The 18,326-nt window shown below is 49.0% G+C and carries 18 protein-coding genes, 1 tRNA gene and 1 pseudogene; 12 read left to right on the top strand and 8 right to left on the bottom strand.

All coding sequences use genetic code 11. The features are described 5' to 3' along the window. Positions 1 to 331: 331 nt before the first annotated feature. Complete coding sequence (locus ACJAZW_RS11765; protein WP_415158306.1) at positions 332 to 976, top strand: invasion associated locus B family protein; 645 nt, start codon at positions 332 to 334, stop codon at positions 974 to 976. A 55-nt stretch (positions 977 to 1,031) separates the two neighbouring features. Here the strand turns inward: ACJAZW_RS11765 and ACJAZW_RS11770 are convergent, their stop codons facing one another. Next, positions 1,032 to 2,177: an FAD-dependent monooxygenase gene (locus ACJAZW_RS11770; RefSeq protein ID WP_415158308.1), complete on the bottom strand. Its 1,146-nt coding sequence runs from the start codon at positions 2,175 to 2,177 to the stop codon at positions 1,032 to 1,034. A 182-nt stretch (positions 2,178 to 2,359) separates the two neighbouring features. On the opposite strand from ACJAZW_RS11770, the gene ACJAZW_RS11775 reads away from it, so the two are divergent. Together ACJAZW_RS11775 and ACJAZW_RS11780 are read left to right on the top strand one after the other, a co-directional pair. Next, a complete protein-coding gene (locus tag ACJAZW_RS11775) occupies positions 2,360 to 3,097 on the top strand; it encodes a TerC family protein (protein ID WP_415158310.1) in 738 nt (245 codons plus the stop codon). Positions 3,098 to 3,262: 165 nt separating this feature from the next. Beyond that, a tRNA-Ser gene (locus ACJAZW_RS11780) sits at positions 3,263 to 3,353 on the top strand. 74 nt (positions 3,354 to 3,427) lie between these two features. Here ACJAZW_RS11780 and ACJAZW_RS11785 read toward each other — a convergent pair. After that, the gene (locus ACJAZW_RS11785; RefSeq protein WP_415158312.1) at positions 3,428 to 4,060 is read right to left on the bottom strand and encodes a Pr6Pr family membrane protein; all 633 of its coding nucleotides are present in this window, start codon (positions 4,058 to 4,060) and stop codon (positions 3,428 to 3,430) included. 263 nt (positions 4,061 to 4,323) lie between these two features. Between ACJAZW_RS11785 and ACJAZW_RS11790 the strand changes: the two genes are divergently transcribed. The 8 genes from ACJAZW_RS11790 to folD all read left to right on the top strand — a co-directional run bounded on the left by ACJAZW_RS11790 (position 4,324) and on the right by folD (position 12,283). Further along, positions 4,324 to 5,034 (top strand): hypothetical protein, encoded by a 711-nt coding sequence (locus tag ACJAZW_RS11790; protein ID WP_415158314.1) that lies wholly within the window; start codon positions 4,324 to 4,326, stop codon positions 5,032 to 5,034. Positions 5,035 to 5,061: 27 nt separating this feature from the next. Then, a complete protein-coding gene (locus tag ACJAZW_RS11795) occupies positions 5,062 to 6,738 on the top strand; it encodes a VWA domain-containing protein (protein ID WP_415158316.1) in 1,677 nt (558 codons plus the stop codon). Position 6,739: 1 nt separating this feature from the next. Next, positions 6,740 to 7,132: a hypothetical protein gene (locus tag ACJAZW_RS11800; RefSeq protein ID WP_415158318.1), complete on the top strand. Its 393-nt coding sequence runs from the start codon at positions 6,740 to 6,742 to the stop codon at positions 7,130 to 7,132. A 180-nt stretch (positions 7,133 to 7,312) separates the two neighbouring features. Continuing rightward, complete coding sequence (locus ACJAZW_RS11805) at positions 7,313 to 8,989, top strand: formate--tetrahydrofolate ligase (protein ID WP_415158320.1); 1,677 nt, start codon at positions 7,313 to 7,315, stop codon at positions 8,987 to 8,989. Positions 8,990 to 9,016: 27 nt separating this feature from the next. After that, positions 9,017 to 9,700, top strand: a complete 684-nt coding sequence (locus ACJAZW_RS11810) for a 5-oxoprolinase subunit B family protein (RefSeq protein WP_415158322.1) — start codon at positions 9,017 to 9,019, stop codon at positions 9,698 to 9,700. Continuing rightward, positions 9,697 to 10,611 carry a biotin-dependent carboxyltransferase family protein gene (locus ACJAZW_RS11815; RefSeq protein WP_415158324.1) on the top strand — a complete coding sequence of 305 codons (915 nt, stop codon included), beginning with the start codon at positions 9,697 to 9,699 and terminating at the stop codon, positions 10,609 to 10,611. The genes ACJAZW_RS11810 and ACJAZW_RS11815 overlap by 4 nt, the downstream gene beginning before the upstream one ends. Continuing rightward, positions 10,608 to 11,363 carry a 5-oxoprolinase subunit PxpA gene (locus ACJAZW_RS11820; RefSeq protein ID WP_415158326.1) on the top strand — a complete coding sequence of 252 codons (756 nt, stop codon included), beginning with the start codon at positions 10,608 to 10,610 and terminating at the stop codon, positions 11,361 to 11,363. Before ACJAZW_RS11815 ends, ACJAZW_RS11820 begins: the two co-directional genes overlap by 4 nt. A 17-nt stretch (positions 11,364 to 11,380) precedes the next feature. After that, on the top strand, positions 11,381 to 12,283 hold the full coding sequence (gene folD / locus ACJAZW_RS11825) for a bifunctional methylenetetrahydrofolate dehydrogenase/methenyltetrahydrofolate cyclohydrolase FolD (RefSeq protein ID WP_415158328.1): 903 nt from the start codon (positions 11,381 to 11,383) through the stop codon (positions 12,281 to 12,283). Positions 12,284 to 12,286: 3 nt separating this feature from the next. Here folD and ACJAZW_RS11830 read toward each other — a convergent pair whose 3' ends face one another. From ACJAZW_RS11830 to bmt, 6 genes are read right to left on the bottom strand one after another with little or no spacing between them, the layout of a single operon-like run. Beyond that, positions 12,287 to 14,374, bottom strand: coding sequence for an ASKHA domain-containing protein (locus ACJAZW_RS11830; protein ID WP_415158330.1), 2,088 nt, complete (start codon positions 14,372 to 14,374; stop codon positions 12,287 to 12,289). Then, positions 14,328 to 15,233 (bottom strand): methyltetrahydrofolate cobalamin methyltransferase, encoded by a 906-nt coding sequence (locus ACJAZW_RS11835; protein ID WP_415158332.1) that lies wholly within the window; start codon positions 15,231 to 15,233, stop codon positions 14,328 to 14,330. The genes ACJAZW_RS11830 and ACJAZW_RS11835 overlap by 47 nt, the downstream gene beginning before the upstream one ends. 15 nt (positions 15,234 to 15,248) lie before the next feature. After that, complete coding sequence (locus tag ACJAZW_RS11840) at positions 15,249 to 15,545, bottom strand: virulence factor (protein WP_415158334.1); 297 nt, start codon at positions 15,543 to 15,545, stop codon at positions 15,249 to 15,251. A gap of 1 nt (position 15,546) precedes the next feature. Further along, positions 15,547 to 16,158, bottom strand: coding sequence for a DUF1638 domain-containing protein (locus ACJAZW_RS11845; protein ID WP_415158336.1), 612 nt, complete (start codon positions 16,156 to 16,158; stop codon positions 15,547 to 15,549). A gap of 8 nt (positions 16,159 to 16,166) precedes the next feature. Then, positions 16,167 to 16,853, bottom strand: coding sequence for a corrinoid protein (locus tag ACJAZW_RS11850; RefSeq protein ID WP_415158338.1), 687 nt, complete (start codon positions 16,851 to 16,853; stop codon positions 16,167 to 16,169). Between the two features lie 30 nt (positions 16,854 to 16,883). Further along, the gene (gene bmt, locus ACJAZW_RS11855; RefSeq protein ID WP_415158340.1) at positions 16,884 to 17,882 is read right to left on the bottom strand and encodes a betaine--homocysteine S-methyltransferase; all 999 of its coding nucleotides are present in this window, start codon (positions 17,880 to 17,882) and stop codon (positions 16,884 to 16,886) included. 235 nt (positions 17,883 to 18,117) lie between these two features. Between bmt and ACJAZW_RS11860 the strand changes: the two are divergent. Continuing rightward, positions 18,118 to 18,326: pseudogene (locus ACJAZW_RS11860) on the top strand (hypothetical protein); the annotation flags it as partial.

Genomic DNA, 18,326 nt, shown 5'->3' on the forward strand with positions numbered 1-18,326 from the left:
ATCCACTTGGGTTGGTTCAAATGGTTGCAGATAAAAGAGAACACGCTAAAGTGCGCCCCGATCAAAGGATCGTTTTCTCGCGCAATTGGCCGGATGCCAACGCGAAATTGATGGGGGCAGCGCGGATATTGACACAACTGGCAAAATTGGCAACCGACGGAACCTAAGTGAAGTTCAATTCGTTCTTTCCATCAACCATTTGAAAGAAAACTTATTGGATTGGCGGTGGCGTCATGTTATTGCCCGAATTGAGGGTTCAAAAGGGACAGATTTTCAGCGCGGACTAATGATTGAAAAATCAAAATGACTCGCGACGCAATCAGGAAACACAATGCAAAAGAAGAAAAACAAACTCGCAACGTTGGCAATTATTGCGGCATTAGCTTTATCCGCAAGTTCAGCGTTTGCACAAGAGGCGACGGATCAGAAGCCGAAAAGTCCTGAAGATAACTGGATTAAAGTTTGTGACAAACTCAAGTCTGGCGAAAAAGCGTGTATCATCCGACAGGTTGTGTTTGTGGGGTCAACCAAACTTGGTGCCTTTACGTTCCGCGACGATCCATCTTCGGAAAACCGCTTCTTCGTGCAAGCAGAAATGCCATTGGCCATCTCCTTGCTTTTTAACTTGAAATGGCAAATTGACGGTGCAAAACCGTTTTATACGCCGTGGGCGACTTGTGATCCAACAAAATGCACAAGTCATTCAAACATGCCAAAGGCATTTTTAGAATCGCTAAAACGTGGCGCCAAATTGACCATAACGGCAAAAAACCGCTCGTTTAAAGACCTGCCTATTTCAATTGATCTGAATGGCTTCACAGCTGTTTATGAAGGCGAGAAGGCACTTACACCGTCTGAATTTCAGTCGCAGCTTTCTGGACAGTCGGCGCTCGAACAGCAGCTCCAACAAGCTGCAGAAAAGATCAGGCAGGAAAAGCAAAATAGCGAAGCGCCTGCGCAAACAGACGGCAACTAAGCCACAACAACCTAGTTGCTGAATAATTGTGAAGGGCCGCTAATGCGGCCCTTTTCTATTTCCCCATGCCAAATCGGAAAGCCAATTTTCGCAAAGGCGCAATGTTTTTAAGCGCCCATACGCCACCAAGGCGCAGCCCTTGGGCAGGTAAAAAATCGGACAACAAAGAACGAAAGAGGCCATCCACAAATCCACCGGTACGCCGCAAATCGGCTTGGCGCAACTTATCGTAGTCTTTGCTGGCTCTGTTAGAATCTATGATTGAAAATCCCGGCGTTAGCTGATCAATTGCCGCGACGAAATCCTCAACGTCGCGCAAACCTAGATTTAGGCCCTGCGCCCCAATTGGTGGGAATGCATGCGCGGCTTCCCCAATTAGCAAAGCGCCATCTTTGCCCACTATTGGGACAGCAAGATTGCTGAGTGGAAACACAAATGCCTTCGTCAAAGGTTTTGCGTGGCCAAACAAGCGATGCGACTTTTCTTCCAGCAATTTTGCGAATTCATCTGCGGGCAACTTTGCTGCGCGCTGAAGTGCCTCGTGTTCATCCAACCAAACCAGATTAATTTTGTTGCCCCCCGCAGGCACAAGGGTAAAGGGGCCATTTTCATAGTGGAACTCGACGGATGTCTCTAATTCAACGCGATCAAATTCAACATCTGCAACCAATGCCGACTGATTAAAAGCGGTCGTGCTCGACGAAAAGCCTAAACTGTCGCGAATTTTGGACTTTTTTCCATCCGCGCCAACAACCATCGTTGCGGTGATTGATTTTCCGCTTTCTTCGGAAATAGCGTAGCCCATATTGGTTTTCAGAACTCGGGTAACGGCCGAATTGATGGTTCGTCTTTTTGCGTTTGATTTGGAAAAAGCAGCCAGCAAATCGCTATTTGCAAAATTGTATCCGAATGCATCAATATTGATTTCGGTACTATCAAACAACGCCTCAGGAGCCCGAAGAATTCTATTGGTGGTATCTATGATCCGGATTTTGCGCAACGGCGTGCCAAGGGTGCTCTGGTCGCTTATGAGGCCGGTTTTTAGCATGAATTCGACTGTCGGCATCATCAGTGCTGACGTGCGGTGGTCTTTTGCAAATGTTGGCGCAAAATGAACGGTTTTGAACCCACGCTCTGCCGCGAGCCGCGCACTCGCCACGCCCGTAAGTCCACCACCAATAATTGCAATATCATAATGCATTTTGAATTCTTGTCTCGCTTTGGAAATTGACAATAGCAGTTATGCCTCAATCCATCAGGCCTGCCAATTACCATGTTGCCACATCGCCATTTCAGCCCAAAAATTTCCTTGGCTTCACATTGTGTGAATTTGAATTATGCTCGCTTTCTTAGACCCCAATTCGGTTTTAGAGGATTCGATAAATGGAATGGATTTCAGATCCAGCGATTTGGGCCAGCTTGGCCACGCTCACCGCAATGGAAATCATTCTGGGCATAGACAATATCGTTTTTATATCGGTGTTGGTTTCCCGATTGCCAGAAAAACAAGCTGATCAAGCCCGAAAAATTGGGTTGGCGTTGGCATTGGTTGCTCGGATTGCCATGCTGGCCATTCTGGCCTGGATCATCGGCCTCACTCAACCCTTGTTCACCGCATTTGGCCAGGATTTTGCGTGGCGTGATGTGATCCTCATCGCAGGCGGGTTGTTTTTGTTGTACAAAGCAACCCATGAAATCCACGACGCTGTCGAAGACCCGCATGGCGATGATATCAAATCCAATGCAGGCGTAACATTCATGGCCATAATTGGCCAAATCGTCATCATTGATATCGTTTTTTCCGTTGATTCAATCGTCACCGCCATCGGCATGGCACAACATGTGCCGGTTATGATTGCGGCGGTAACCATTGCGATGTTCGTCATGTATATGGGCTCAATCCCAATCTCGAAATTTATCGCAGACCACCCAACAACAAAGATGTTGGCTTTGGCATTTTTAATGCTTATCGGTATGTCACTGGTTGCGGACGGGATAGGTTTCCATATTCCAAAAGGCTATATCTACTTTGCGATGGCATTCGCAACGGGCGTCGAATCAATCAATATATTGATATCTTTGCGCAAAAAGCGTAAAAAACGCTCCACAGAACATCCTTAGAATGATCCGGGCGAGGGGGCAATTTCCGTTCGCCCAAAATATCCAAATGGGATTTGATGCCTAGTTTCTGGGTAACCTGGGAAATTCCGGCATACAATTGGTTTTAATATCAAATTTCCTCTTGCAACTTATAGCGCACTGGGTTAGATCACGCTCCATCATTGCGGGTGGGTGGCAGAGCTGGTTGAATGCACCGGTCTTGAAAACCGGCGAGCGTGCAAGCGTTCCGGGGGTTCGAATCCCTCCCCACCCGCCATGATAAAAATCTTCATTTGGCATATCCATCAGTTCTAACGCCCTTCGGCAATAGGACTATTTTGAGTTTTCGTGTTACCGAGTTCGCCGCGGCAGACGTTGTTCTATGGCAATGAAGACAGCATAAAGCGCCGCTAGCCCTGCAAACAGCGCAACAACATTTACCCCTGTTTGGAATATGCCAATCGCATTTAAATCAAGAAACGGGTAGGGATATTTGCCGATCAACAATCCGCGGAGCATGGCCCAAACCAAATATACAATTGGTGGCAATAGCATGACGGGAATGTGCGAAAATCGCGTCTGCTCAGACCGTACATATGTTGCCCACCATGTCAGATAAATTATCGGAGTCACATAATGCAGACCAATATCTGCCACCGCAAATAATCCTTGTGGTTGCCAAAGCGGCGCGAGTACAAAATGATAGACGGCCATGACAACAAAGATGGCGACCGCAAACATTGTGCGTGTGGAGGCTTTTCGGAGCCATTGCCACCCAATTATGTGCTGTTTGTCAAAAACATAGACAAGTACAACGCCCGCATTGGTCAGGATCGTGAAAAATGTCAGCAGGAACCATAGTGCGCCCAATAGAGTATCGCCATTTTGCAAGCGGGCGGTAATTGTTATAAAAAATTGAAGGACCAACAGGGCTGACCCAACCAACAGTCCAAGCCAAGAAGCCAATTTTGTAAATCTAGCCATAAAACTCTTCGGTATTTTCTTAAAAATGTTCACCGAAAATATCGGCACCTTGGTCAATTTACAAGCCTGCTGAACCTTAAGAATCATAAAAAGGGAAGGCAGCGGGTAAACCGAATTTCCCGTGTAGAACACTCATTAGAGGTTGTTCGACCATATATATACTATAACAACAGCTTCGCTTGTGCTGCATACCCGGTTGGGGTTGAATTTCATGCGAAACCAACCAATATAGGACTGGCATAGCAAAAGGGGCAAAGCGAATAGTGCGCAAAATTTCATTGGCAGCTTTACTGATTTCGCTTGTCTTCATACCAGTATTTTACTGGTGGTTTCAAATTGACATCATTTGGCTGGCTGGGTTCAGTTTGTTTTCAATTGCTTCAGCATTTGCAGTGCCGTTCAGCTATCACCTGCTTGGATTTGAAAAACGGGATCAACAGCGGGTTTTAAAAGCACGTGAACAAGCAAATTATGAGCGGATTTTGACCGATATACGCACGATTTCGATTAATCTGAATGACGTAGGCGAAGAAGAAGCATCCAAGCAGTCGGCCCGTTTGCTTGGCATGGTCGACGATTATCATGAAGTGATTACCAAGCGCTTTGCAGATTCACCGCTGTCTGTCAGCTCCCATGCTGAAATCGCCCAGCGCGTCCAAAATATCGTTGTGCAAAACCTGTCCGATCTGGTGGTCATCGCGCGTAGTGTGGCGGGTATTGACCGCGAGGATTTGGTCGCTTCAAAGGCGGAGACAAGCGGCACCGATGTCGCGATTGATCGCCGGCTTGAACTTGCAGATACCCAGCGCGCCAAAATGGATGAGATAATTGATGCTAATCGCACCCTACTTACCGCACTGGCGGAAACACTCGTAGAAGTCGCAAATATTCAAAAGCAAGGTGCAGCAGAGCACGACGACGCCGTATTGCGGCTGCGAGAGTTAGCGGACCGAGCAAAGAAATTTCATATTTAGGCGTTTTTTGCGCTAAGGAGCTGTTTGATGAGAATGACTGTAAAAGCACTTTTGGGAACTACACTTGTTGCGAGTGTGCTGACCCTTTCGGGGTGTGGTGGTGCGCCAATCGAAAGCACCCAGGCCGCACAGGAAAACATTGTCAAACTTGTCTCAGAACAAATCAAACCAACAAGACGAGAAAATCGAGTTCGCGCCAACATTGAGCTGACGCCAACAAATTTATTGTCGTTGCTGCCAAATATTTCTGAATACCCGATTACCGTTGGTGCTTTGGACAGCGCCACCGTGGAATCCGTTGAGATTTTCACAAGTTCAGAGAAGTCCGGCAAAGGCACGGACGGTTTGTACAATGATTTGGCCGAAAGGTTTAATCAGCAACGCAAGAAAATTGGGAACGGCAAAACAGCGGCGATTTCAGTGCGCAAAATGCCGTCTGGATTGGGTGCCCAATTCATTTTAGCCGGCCAAAATGTTCCAGACGCGTTTTCACCATCCAATAAACTTTGGGGAAAAATGCTGACATCGCAAGGCATAGCGGTGGATGAAATCAATGCTGTGACTGCGCCAAATACCGCGGGCATCGTTGTTCGAAAAAGCAAGATGGAGTTGATCACAACTGATGGTGCGCTTGATTTGCAAAAACTCCTGACAGAAGTTACCAGCGGTGACTTCTCCATGGGATATACAAACCCTTATCAGTCGAGCACGGGCTTGAACTTTTTGATGATGGTGCTGGATTCATTTGCGCAAGGCGATGAGGCTGAGTTTTTGTCGCCTGATGTTGCGAGTGCCTTTGAAGCGTTCCAACTCGGCGTACCTTTTGTTGCCCAAAACACGTTGCAAATGCGCGACGCAGCGGTCGGCAGTGGGGTGCTCGATGCCCTAGTAATGGAGCATCAAACCTGGGTCAATGTTACGGGTATGGCAGACTATGAATTCGTGCCGTTTGGTGTGCGTCACGACAGCCCACTTTATGCGCTTCCTGAAGCGGATGAGGCCGAGCGCGAAGTGTTGGAGCTGTTTAATGCATTTATTGAAGCCAATAAAAGTCAGATCTCTAAATTCGGATTTGGCAACAACAAGTCCTATCAATCAAGCTATGATATTGAAGATGGGTCGCTCATTCAGCAGGCACAAAAGCTCTGGAAAGACAAAAAATCTGGCGGCAAGCCGATTGCCGCGATGTTTGTTGCTGACGTTTCTGGATCAATGGATGGGTCGCGCATTAAGGAGCTGAAAAATGCACTGGTCGACTCGTCGGATTTGATTGCTGCAGGCAATGCAATTGGCTTGGTGAGTTACAACAATGCTGTAAATATTGATCTGCCGGTGCGCCAGTTTAATCTGCAACAAAAATCGCTGTTTATTGGTGCCGTAGAGAATTTGGCAGCAGGGGGAGCAACGGCCACCAACGATGCAGTCATTGTGGCCGCAAACGAGTTGCTCACATTTGCAGCGGCCAACCCAGACCATAAACTGGTTATTTTTGTGCTGAGTGATGGCGAAACCAACGAAGGTTTGGATTTTTCAGCGGTCAAAGAAACACTGCGATATGCCCGCATTCCAATTCACACAATTGCGTACGAGTTGTCATCGGCTGAATTGAAAGAAATGGCCGGGTTGGTTGAAGCCGCCTATATCGAATCGAGTGTGGGATCAGCGTCATACCGTATTGGCAATCTACTGAATTCGGAGATGTAATGTGGCTTGGCTGAAATCTTTCGCTGCATTCTTTTTGTTGCAAGCCGTTGCTTGGGGGGGAACGCATTTCTATTTTTCAACCTTCCCCAAGCAGGTGCTGTTGGTTGTTGATACCTCCTATGCGATGAAACCCTATTTCAATGATACTGAAAAGTGGATTGAGGCCTATGTTGCCAGCACTCGCTATACGGATATTGAGGTGGGTACAGACAAGGTTTCACTGGGCAATATCAATGAGTTGCGTTCACGCGATGTGTTGTACAGAACAGCATTTGGACGCATTTCCGCCGAGAACGTTGCCAGCATATATTCCAACGTCAATGCAGAGCAAAAGGTCTTGCTGACCAGCGAGCCTTTGCAGCTGGAGGGATGGCAAGTCATTTCATGGCAATAAGGATAGGTTTGTCAAACCACGCGTGACTTCACAAAGTCGAATAAGTATTGCATTGCAATTTGCTGCATCGTTATTTGATCCAAACAGAGCTAGACAAGTCGATCATACTTGCGTTTAATTCGCCCCAAGCGTGCAGCAAGTGCGCATAACAAACAAGAAGACTCTGGGGACAGAACATACATGACATATAAGTCAGATATTGAAATCGCACGTGCTGCGATTAAACAACCTATTGCCGAAATTGGTGCGAAACTTGGCATCGATAATTCTCATCTTTTACCCTTCGGGCACGATAAAGCCAAAATTTCTGAACAGTTCATCAAGTCATTAGCGGACCGCAAGAACGGCAAGTTGATTTTGGTTACAGCCATCAACCCAACTCCAGCTGGTGAGGGCAAGACCACCACCACGGTGGGTTTAGGCGACGGGCTTAACAAGATTGGCAAAAACGCCACCATTTGTATTCGCGAACCGTCCCTTGGACCATGCTTTGGCATGAAGGGTGGCGCTGCAGGCGGCGGCTATGCGCAAGTTGTGCCCATGGAAGACATCAACCTTCACTTCACCGGTGACTTTCACGCCATTACTTCGGCTCATAATTTGTTGTCAGCCATGCTCGACAACCACGTTTATTGGGGCAATGAAGAAGACATTGATATCCGGCGCATCGCGTGGCGTCGTGTAATCGACATGAACGACCGTGCGTTGCGCTCGATTGTGGCTTCCTTGGGTGGCGTTGCCAACGGATATCCTCGTGAAGCTGGCTTTGATATTACGGTGGCCTCAGAGATCATGGCCATCTTGTGCTTGGCTGATGACCTAAAGGATCTGCAAAAACGTCTTGGTGGCATCATTGTGGCCTATAGACGCGACAAAACACCAGTCTATTGCCGAGACATCAAAGCAGATGGCGCTATGACGGTGCTTTTGCAACAAGCCATGCAACCCAATCTGGTGCAAACGCTAGAGAATAACCCAGCCTTTATCCATGGCGGTCCATTTGCCAATATTGCGCACGGTTGTAACTCTGTCATCGCGACAAAAACCGCACTCAAGCTCGCTGACTATGTGGTGACAGAAGCCGGGTTTGGCGCAGATCTGGGTGCCGAAAAATTCTTCAACATCAAATGCCGCAAAGCCGGGTTGGAACCGTCAGCTGTTGTGATAGTTGCAACCATACGTGCGCTCAAAATGAATGGCGGCGTCGCCAAAGATGATTTGGGCAATGAGGACGTGGATGCACTGGTGCGCGGTTGTGCCAATCTTGGTCGCCACATTGAAAACGTGCAAAAATTCGGCGTGCCGGCGGTTGTCGCGATCAACCATTTCGTTTCCGACACAGATGCAGAGGTGCAAGCCGTAAAAGACTATGCGCGATCAATTGGTGCGGAAGCAATTTTGTGCCAGCATTGGGAAAAGGGTTCACAAGGAACCATCGAACTCGCCAAGCGCATCGTAGAAATTGCAGAAAGCGGCGTAGCCAAATTCACCCCACTATACGAAGATGATCTGCCGTTGTTGGGCAAAATTGAAAAGATTGCGAAAGAGATATATCGCGCGGACAAGGTGATCATCGACAAGAAAGTAGAGAATCAGCTGCGCGAATGGGAGGAAGCTGGACATGGTCACTTGCCAGTTTGCATGGCCAAGACGCAATATTCTTTCTCCACTGACCCAAATCTGCGTGGCGCACCCACAGGGCACGCAATTCCTGTGCGTGAAGTGCGGCTTTCGGCTGGTGCAGGCTTTGTCGTTGCTGTATGCGGTGACATTATGACCATGCCCGGTTTGCCGCGCAAACCATCGGCCGAGGCAATCCACTTGGATGACAATGGCGAAATCCAAGGATTGTTCTAAGCGCCAAATCTAAGGATGAATAAGACGGTGAGACAATTTCAAGAAAATGAAGTCATCTCCCGCCTTATTCCGCTCGGGGACCGTGCAATTCTGGTGCGGTTTGGCAGTGAGCTTACGCTGCGGTCCAACCATAACGCCCAGGCCTTTGCAGAGATCTGTCGAACCCGGATTGGGTCACAAATTCTGGGGTGCAGTTCAAATCTGGTTTCGGTTATTCTGCATTACGACCCACTTAAAACCCGCTTTGCTGACCTGAAAAACCAGATCATGCTTTTGATGAGCACATTTGATGGCGACGATAAGGGCCCCGACAAAATTCTGCACGCCGTCAATGTGATATATGGTGGTGCACAAGGGCCATGTTTGGGCGAAGTGTGCGAAATCTTGGGGATGGACGAAGATCAATTTATCAGACTTCACGCCAAAGCGCCGCTGCATGCTCTGGCTTTGGGTTTTTCTCCCGGTTTTCTCTATCTTGGTTTGCACGATGAAAATTTGCGTGTACCGCGGCGCGAACATGTGCAAGAAAATGTGCCAGCGGGTTCAATCTTGTTCGCCGCAGGACAAACAGCGATCACCTCTCGCCCCATTCGCACAGGTTGGCACGTGATAGGTCAAACAGATTTTAGAAATTTTGACCCACTAAGCCTAACACCAATAAAAGTAAATCCGGGCGAGCTCGTGAAGTTTGAGGTTGTGCAGTCCCTATGAGCGGTTCAATCAAAATCGAACGGATATCACCCAACTCGACACTTCAAGATGCCGGGCGGCCGGAAGGCTTGCTTTTTGGGCTTTCAGCCAGCGGTCCAATGGATCGAACAGCCTTTCGAGAGACGGTGAAAGCTCTGGACGGGCAGGGTAGCCAATCTGCAATCGAATTCTCAATGCTTGGCGTTGAATTTGTCTATTCTGGTCCCCCAATGGAATGCGCCGTTGCTGGTGGAGAATTCCATCTCAAGCAAAATCAAGTTGAAAAAAACTGGCCAGCCTTGTTGCTGCTCACAGACGGTGACCGTATCAGCATTACGACAGGCAAAGCCGGAAATTATGGGTACGTTCGTTTTGCGCAAAGTCTTGATATCCCTGTGATTATGGGCAGCAAATCTACCAACTTGGCAGCAGGCGTGGGCGGTTTTGAGGGGCGAGCGTTAAAGCAAGGCGATGAGATTTATTTTGGTGACGGCATTGTGCTGCGCCAGGTGGACGTGAACGCAAAAAGCAAAACACGCGCGAATGCCGATAACATCATTCGCGTTTTACCCGGCCTGCATGCAGATTTACTTGGTCCCAAAATGTGGACTCGGCTTTTTGAAGCGCCTTTCAAGATCTCAAATTCGATCGACCGTATGGGATTTCGCCTGGTGGACCCGCTATCGCGCTTCGACATTTCTAAACACAAAAACATCGTTTCCGATGCGGTGGTGCCGGGCGACATTCAGATATTAGGGGACGGAACGCCCGTTGTTTTGATGCGCGATCATCAACCGATTGGTGGCTATCCGCGCATCGCGACGATCATCGATGCCGATTTAGATTTCGTGGCCCAGCTTCGCCCGAACCAAGAAATTCACTTTATTTCGACAACTTTGGAAAAAGCGCACAAAGCGATGGTGAACGGATGATGACCGCTCGGTGGATTGATCTCAACGCGGACTTGGGCGAGGGCACCGGCAATGATGCTGAAATGATGAAGTTTGTCACAAGTGCAAACATTGCTTGCGGTGGTCACGCTGGAGACGATAACACGATCCAACATTCGATTGGCTTGGCGCTTGAAAACAATGTGGCAATTGGCGCACATCCAGGTTTCGAAGACATAGAGAACTTTGGCCGCAAACCATTGCAGCTTTCATCCGAACAACTCGCTGATCAGATTAGGCGGCAACTCGAGCGCTTTGAGAACTGGGCGCAAAAAGCCAACGCAACCACACAATATGTGAAACTACACGGCGCGCTTGCAAACATGACTGCCGCTAATCTCGACCTGGCAGTGACCGCATATAGCGCTGTGAAATCATTCCGCAAAAACATGCCTGTTCTTGCCCTTGCCAATTCCCAACAAACAATTGCCGCAAAACAACTTGATCTACCTGTTATCGATGAGGCTTTTGCAGATCGCGCTTACACGGACGATGGACAATTAGCGTCCCGGTCGATTGAAGGGGCTGTTTTGACACAAGACAAAGACGTTTTGGACCATGTCACATATTTATTGACCACGGGCAACGTCAGAACCATTTCAGGTGGTGAATTGGCGTTGTCAGCACAATCAATCTGCCTTCATGGTGACAATTCGCATGCCGTCCATTTGGCCCGCCGGATAAGTGAAACCATCAAGTCATTGAACATAAAAATAAAATCATTTGCGAACTAAAAATCTAGGGTGAAAATATGACAGCAAAGATTATAGACGGGAAAGCGTTCGCTGAAGGTCTGCGTGGGCGCATTGCCGAACATGTTGCGCAACTAAAAGCGGAACATGGCATAACGCCGGGTTTGGCGGTGATTATTGTTGGTCACGATCCGGCCAGCCAGGTCTATGTGAATAATAAGGCACGCCAGACCTCAGAGGTTGGCATGAATTCTTTCAAATACGAATTGGCAGAAGACGTGCCCGAAGCAGAGGTATTGGCGCTCATAAACGAGCTAAATAATCGAGAAGATGTCCACGGCATCCTGTGCCAATTGCCTGTGCCAAAGCATATTGATGAAACCAAGATCATCAACGCTCTGAACCCGGCAAAAGACGTTGATTGTTTTAGCCCTGAAAATGTTGGCAAAGTTGCTATTGGATTGCCCGGCCCCGTGCCGTGCACACCGCTGGGCAGCCTTATGCTCTTGCGGGATCATCTCGGTGATCTCAGTGGCCTCAACGCCGTTGTAATTGGCCGCTCAAACCTTGTCGGCAAACCGATGGCGTCCTTGTTATTGCGCGACAGCGCTACCGTCACTATTGCACATTCGCGCACTAAAGATTTGCCGGCGGTTTGTGCACAAGCTGACATCATTGTTGCGGCGGTCGGTCGACCTGAAATGGTCAAGCAGGATTGGATCAAACCAGGCGCGACTGTGATTGATGTTGGTATTAACCGCATCAAAGCACCAGAACGTGGCGAAGGCAAATTCCGTTTGGTTGGCGACGTTGATTACAAAGGCGTCTCAGAAGTTGCAGGCGCCATCACCCCAGTTCCAGGTGGTGTTGGCCCCATGACCATTGCATGTCTTTTGGCCAATACAGTCACGACCGCTTGTTTGGCAAACGGCATAACACCACCAAGCGATTTGACGGCGTAATTCCTACCGTGTGCGATTGCGGCTGCGGCGACGCGGCCGCCCACCGTCTGTGCCATTTTCTGGTGCAACAAAAGCTGGCATATCGAAATGGGCGCGCGTTCTCACGAATTCATCTTGACTGTTCGGCAATCCCATTGCCGCAACAAACAAGTCTTGGAAAGCGGGCTCGAGCGCCGTTTCAACCTTGGTGACTTGCTGCACAGTATTTTCGATGCGGTCTCGTGCTTTGACGTCGAGCAACGCGATCAACGCCCCTTGGCCTGCGGCGTTGCCGACGGCTTTGACTTTGTCGACCGGACAATCTGGAACAAGGCCCAATAGCATCGCGTAAGCGGGGTCGATATACGACCCGAATGCGCCCGCCAATCGGATTTCGCCAACCTCGGTAATGCCTGACTTTTGCATCAATAGTTTTACGCCCGCATACAGAGCGGCTTTTGCGAGTTGGATCGCCCGCACATCGTTTTGGGTCACTTCGATATGCGGCGTACCTTCACGCACCACAAAACTCCATGTGCGCCCGTTGGGTTTTAGCACAGCTTCATCTATTTCGTTTTGCGGCGAGCGGATGATGCCATCTTGCGTTAAGATACCCGCGAGCAGCATTTCGCCAATGATCTCGATTATGCCAGAACCGCAAATCCCGGTGACACCAGTCACTTTTGAATTCTCATCAAATTCCGGCTGGTCAGACCATTCTTCAGTGCCGATTATCTTATAACGACATTGCAGGGTGTCGCGGTCAATTCGAATGCGCTCAATTGCGCCGGGTGCGGCCCGCTGGCCGCATGATGTTTCAGCGCCTTCAAAGGCCGGACCTGTTGGCGAAGAGGCCGCTAATAGTTGATTGCCATCCCAAAGAGCGATCTCAGCATTGGTGCCAACATCGACCACCAAAGTGGGGTGGGACTCTGTTTCGGGATGCTGTGCCAACAATACTGCAGCCGCATCTGCACCAACATGCCCTGCAATGAGGGGCAATAGGTACACGGACGCGCCTTTTGAGAGGGTTAAGCCGATGTCAGTTGCCCTACAATTCACCGGTTCTGATTGCACCAAAGCAAACGGGGCTTGGCCAATTTCCGTTGGGTCCCAACCCAAGAATAAATGATGCATAACCGGGTTGGCGACAAACACCGCATCGAGTATATCATCTCGATTTCTAGCTGTGATTTCAAGCAATTGAACGATCAAGCCCTCAATGGCACCCAACACTGACTTGGTCAGGTTTTGCTGACCATTGTCGTTCATCATCACGTAGGAAACGCGCGACATCAGGTCTTCGCCGAACCGGATTTGCGGGTTGGCAACGCCCGCAGACGTCAAAATTTCGCCGGTCATCAAATCGGTCAAATGTGCAGCGATTGTGGTTGACCCGATATCAACGGCAAGTCCCAAGACACTCTCGGAATATCCGGCACAAATTGACACGATTTCCGGGGATAAATCCGGGTTGTGTATAGCAACCGTGACTGCCCAATTTGCCTTGCGTAAGACTTTTTGCAGGTCGACTTTCAAGTGATGCGACATGGTGATTTTACCCAAGTCAAATCGCTCGTTGATCGCCTTAATCATCCGATCTGCATCGCCCAGCGGGTTATGCATATCAGGTTGTTCAACCTCAACATAATATAAGCGCACCGCAGGTCTGCGTACCATGCCGATCGTGTCTGCGTCCTTGCGGATGGTCTGCCCAGCAACCTTAAACGCGTTTGGAATTTCGATAACCACATCGCCTTGCAACGTGGCCGAACAGGAGAGGCGATGCCCCTCTGCCAATCCACGTTTTTCGGCATAGCGGTTTTCGTTAAAACCCTTTTCGGACAGCGCACTTTCGCGGCTTTCGATATTGAGTTTGGAAAAATGTCCTTCTGCAACAGATACTTGGCATTTGCCACATATCCCGCGACCACCGCATACGCTCTCAACATAAACGCCCAATTCACGCGCAGCATCGAGCAATGGCGTACCCACAGGGAAACGGCCTTTACGTCCTGATGGTTGAAAAACAACCAATGGGTCTTTTTGTTGAACGCTCACAATATTATCCCCGACGCCGACGACCAGAACGGCGGCTACGTCCGCCCGCATCGTCACCTTCAACAACCGGGCGATGGGCGCGTAGCCACTCCGCACAATCTGGGTCCAAACCGTTCAAAACGTTTGCGGCGCGAACAGCGTCCATTTGCTCTTTATGCAGCGGGCTCATAATCGCTGAAGTCATGCCGTGACCGGCGGCCATGGCGATGAAATGGCCAGTAATCAGGTGGCGATTTGGAATGCCAAAACCAACATTTGATGCGCCACACGTGGTGTTCACTTTCAGCTCTTCGCGCAACCGACGCAGCAACTGAAAGACTTGCCGCCCTGCATCATTCATGGCGCCAATCGGCATAACCAGGGGGTCAACCACAACATCTTCTTTCGGAATGCCATAGTCTTGCGCGCGCTCAACAATCTTTTTGGCGACTGCATAGCGAACGTCTGGATCGGTCGAGATGCCAGTTTCGTCGTTTGAAATCGCCACAACGGCAGCCCCGTATTTTTTGATCAGCGGTAAAACGCGCTCAAGCGACTCGTCTTCACCAGTAACTGAGTTAACGAGGGGCTTGCCTTGATACACGGCCAATCCGGCTTCCAACGCATCAATGATTGAACTGTCGATAGAAAGTGGAACATCGGTCAAGCTTTGCACTAACTGAATGCATTCCGCCAAAATTTTCGGCTCGTCGGCTAACGGCACGCCAGCATTGATGTCTAAAACATGCGCGCCTGCCGCGACCTGTGCCAAAGCATCGGCTTGCACCATTGTGTAGTCGTGCTCTTTCATTTCAGCCGCGAGTTTTTTGCGGCCCGTTGGGTTAATCCGCTCACCGATCACACAGAACGGTTGGTCAAAACCAATGGCGACTTCTTTGGTCGGCGATGAAAGAATTGTACGAACAGTCATGGGCTTTTGCCTTTATTAAAGTGTTTTGCCGCCATTGCGGGCGATATCTGCCAAAATTTTGGTTGGGAATTGTGCTTCCAATTCGTTCGCGATGCGCTCGACTGCGTCGGCAGGAATCTCGTCCCCAATGTCGATTGTTGTACGACGCCATTCTTCCAAATAGCTGTCGGTATCCTGTGCGCCGCTTTCCATTGCAGCTTTATCCACCGCGACCAAAAATCGGTCGGCGAGGGGCCTTTTGATTGCTTTGCGCCCTTTGCCAGAGGTGACTTGTGTTGGAATATCGCGCCAATAAATAACAGTTACGGACATGTTAGGCTGCCCCTTTCAAAAAATCGTTGAGCAATCCATATTCAGTTTTATGATGTTCAAACCGCAGCCCCAAACGGATCGCCGCTTCTTTAGCTTTTTGAACCAAACTTTCATCCTCGGTTTGCGAGAGGTAAACCAGACGTGTATAGTTTCCGAAATAGGTCTCTAACAGCTCGGGGTGCCGGTCCAAGCCTAAGGGCTTAAACACCAATGTGTCGAATTGCCGTGCCAGATAGTCCGTTAGATAAAACGTGCCCGGCTCATCATCTTGCAATTGATCAAACTGCTCCAAACCCAGATAAAACGCGTAGCAATGCGCACCGTCTAGGCGAGAAGCACCGTATTTTTCAAGAACTTGATCAAGTTTTCCCGCCGTGCCGCAATCCCCGTAACCCACCAGCAGGTCAGAGCAAGTGGTTGCCAGTTCAGCCAACACTTCATCAACTGCACCCGGTATTTCGCTTGGTTTATTGTGCAATCCTGCGGGCAAAAAACGCACCTCAAACACATCGGCCGTAAGTTGTTTTTGGATCGCCAAAATTTCGCGCGCCAACGCACCGCAAGCAACGAGGCCGGTTTTTCCAGTTTTAGAAGTTGAAACTAAATTGTCCATTTGTCCGTCTATGCACCCTGAGAAACGAGACGTTTTGCCGTTTCCACAGCAATCGCTGCATCCTTACAATAAGCGTCTGCGCCAATCGCATCACTGAATTCTTCGTTAAGCGGCGCACCGCCAACAAGAACGATCAATTGGTCGCGAATGCCTTTTTCTTTGAGCGTTTCTATGACGACTTTCATGTAGGTCATTGTTGTCGTCAAAAGCGCTGACATGCCCAAAATATCTGGTTTATGCTCGTCAATGGCGGCTAGAAACTGGTCGACATCGGTATTGATGCCAAGGTCAATCACCTCAAAGCCTGCGCCTTCCATCATCATCCCAACAAGGTTTTTGCCGATATCGTGAATGTCGCCTTTGACGGTACCTACAACCATTTTGCCCATTTTGGGCGCGCCAGTTTCGGTCAGCAGAGGGCGCAAAATGAACATGCCACCCTTCATCGCATTGGCGGCCAAAAGTACTTCAGGCACGAACAATATGCCATCGCGGAAGTCGTCACCAACTGTCTTCATGCCAACGACCAAAACTTTGGTCAAAATGTCGTAAGGTGCCCATCCGCGCTCAAGATAAATATTCACGCCTTCAATGATTTCCTCTTTGAGGCCATCATAAAGATCGTCTTGCATTTGTTCAGACAGCTCTTCGTCACTCAGTTCAGAAAGAATGATGTCTTCGTCGTCATCAGCCATGTTTTAGATCCCTATCTGCAACTCAAATACTTACGAACGCTTGCGTCGGCGCTTTGATCGATCTGTCGTTTTATCAGTTTTTGGAGACACCAGCGGACCCAAAATCTCGATGATCTCTTCCGCGGTCGGCGCGTCGCCACCATTATGTTCGCGCACTGCATCAGCCATTGCTTTTACATGGGCAGGGCTGTTGCCACAGCAACCCCCGATTATTGAAACACCAAGATTCATGGCCAATTTCGCGTAATCGCCCATAAGTTCGGCAGAACCAGAATAAACGACTTTGTCGCCAGCAATTCTTGGAATGCCCGCATTGGCTTTCGCAACCACCGGAATGCCACCTGAATGTGCAACCAAATCGATTGCGGCAACCAACAAATCAGATGCGCCAACCCCGCAATTGGAGCCAAATGCCACGGGTTTTTTTGCCTTGGCTTGCATCGCATCACCAAAATCGGCTGGTGACAATCCCATCATGGTTTTGCCAGCAGTGTCGAAACTGGCGGTAACAACGTAATCAAGACCAACTTCATTTGCCGCTTCAATCGCCGCCTCAATTTCTTCCAAAGAAGACATGGTTTCTATCCAGGCAACATCCGCGCCGCCCTTTTTTAAACCCGTCATTTGTTCAATGAAAGCCTCAACCGCGCCCTCATAAGTCAATTCGCCAAGCGGCACCAATAAGTCGCCGGTCGGCCCAACAGAACCTGCGACAACAATCTCACGGCCAGATTTTGCGACCAAGTTGCCCGCGATGGTCGCAGCCGCTTCATTCACTTCAATTACGCGGTCGTCCAGTTGATGTAAGTGCAAGCGTCGCGCTGTGCCGCCAAAACTGTTTGTGACCAAAATATCGGAACCAGCATCAATAAAGGATTGGTGCAGCGCTTGAATACGGTCAATATGGTCAAAGTTCCATGCTTCAGGCGCCTGACCAGAATCAAGGCCCATTGGGATCAAGTTTGTCCCCGTTGCGCCGTCAGCGAGCAAAATTCCGCGTTCATCAAGCAATTTCTGGAGTTTGTTCATCGCAACATGTTACCTTCGCAGTTCATCTTGTTGGTTCTAATATCACAATTGTCATATAAAGAAAGCTTTATATCATAAAATTTTAATCGGAATCGTGACATATGTTCGCCTTATTTCTGGTTAAAAAACCAAAATTAAGTTTACGGCAACCATACTGATGATCGACAATGGTAATTGCAGGGCAAAACATTGTATAAAATTGAACATATCAGTCGGAAAATTTGTGTACAAACCTATGGTTATTAAGATTCTTGGACGCCACATTCGGTTGGCAGTATTGCTAAGCCTCACATTGCCAATTTTGGCAGCCTGTGGCGGCAGCGATAGCTTGTTCAAAAATCCATTGATCAACAATAAGACCAAATTTTCTTCATCCAAGTACGGTGTCGCCGCATCACCTCGTTTGACCAGCAGTGCGCGTGTTAAAAAAGGCGGTGGTCGCTA

This window comes from Maritalea sp., assembly GCF_047634455.1.
In the GTDB taxonomy this organism is placed as follows: Bacteria; Pseudomonadota; Alphaproteobacteria; order Rhizobiales; family Devosiaceae; genus Maritalea.

Coding starts and splice junctions, on each gene's coding strand:
- ACJAZW_RS11765 (WP_415158306.1), top strand. CDS start 332: ATGCAAAAGAAGAAAAACAAACTCGCAACGTTGGCAATTATTGCGGCA.
- ACJAZW_RS11770 (WP_415158308.1), bottom strand. CDS start 2,177: ATGCATTATGATATTGCAATTATTGGTGGTGGACTTACGGGCGTGGCG.
- ACJAZW_RS11775 (WP_415158310.1), top strand. CDS start 2,360: ATGGAATGGATTTCAGATCCAGCGATTTGGGCCAGCTTGGCCACGCTC.
- ACJAZW_RS11785 (WP_415158312.1), bottom strand. CDS start 4,060: ATGGCTAGATTTACAAAATTGGCTTCTTGGCTTGGACTGTTGGTTGGG.
- ACJAZW_RS11795 (WP_415158316.1), top strand. CDS start 5,062: ATGAGAATGACTGTAAAAGCACTTTTGGGAACTACACTTGTTGCGAGT.
- ACJAZW_RS11805 (WP_415158320.1), top strand. CDS start 7,313: ATGACATATAAGTCAGATATTGAAATCGCACGTGCTGCGATTAAACAA.
- ACJAZW_RS11815 (WP_415158324.1), top strand. CDS start 9,697: ATGAGCGGTTCAATCAAAATCGAACGGATATCACCCAACTCGACACTT.
- ACJAZW_RS11820 (WP_415158326.1), top strand. CDS start 10,608: ATGATGACCGCTCGGTGGATTGATCTCAACGCGGACTTGGGCGAGGGC.
- folD (WP_415158328.1), top strand. CDS start 11,381: ATGACAGCAAAGATTATAGACGGGAAAGCGTTCGCTGAAGGTCTGCGT.
- ACJAZW_RS11830 (WP_415158330.1), bottom strand. CDS start 14,374: ATGCGGGCGGACGTAGCCGCCGTTCTGGTCGTCGGCGTCGGGGATAAT.
- ACJAZW_RS11835 (WP_415158332.1), bottom strand. CDS start 15,233: ATGACTGTTCGTACAATTCTTTCATCGCCGACCAAAGAAGTCGCCATT.
- ACJAZW_RS11840 (WP_415158334.1), bottom strand. CDS start 15,545: ATGTCCGTAACTGTTATTTATTGGCGCGATATTCCAACACAAGTCACC.
- ACJAZW_RS11845 (WP_415158336.1), bottom strand. CDS start 16,158: ATGGACAATTTAGTTTCAACTTCTAAAACTGGAAAAACCGGCCTCGTT.
- ACJAZW_RS11850 (WP_415158338.1), bottom strand. CDS start 16,853: ATGGCTGATGACGACGAAGACATCATTCTTTCTGAACTGAGTGACGAA.
- bmt (WP_415158340.1), bottom strand. CDS start 17,882: ATGAACAAACTCCAGAAATTGCTTGATGAACGCGGAATTTTGCTCGCT.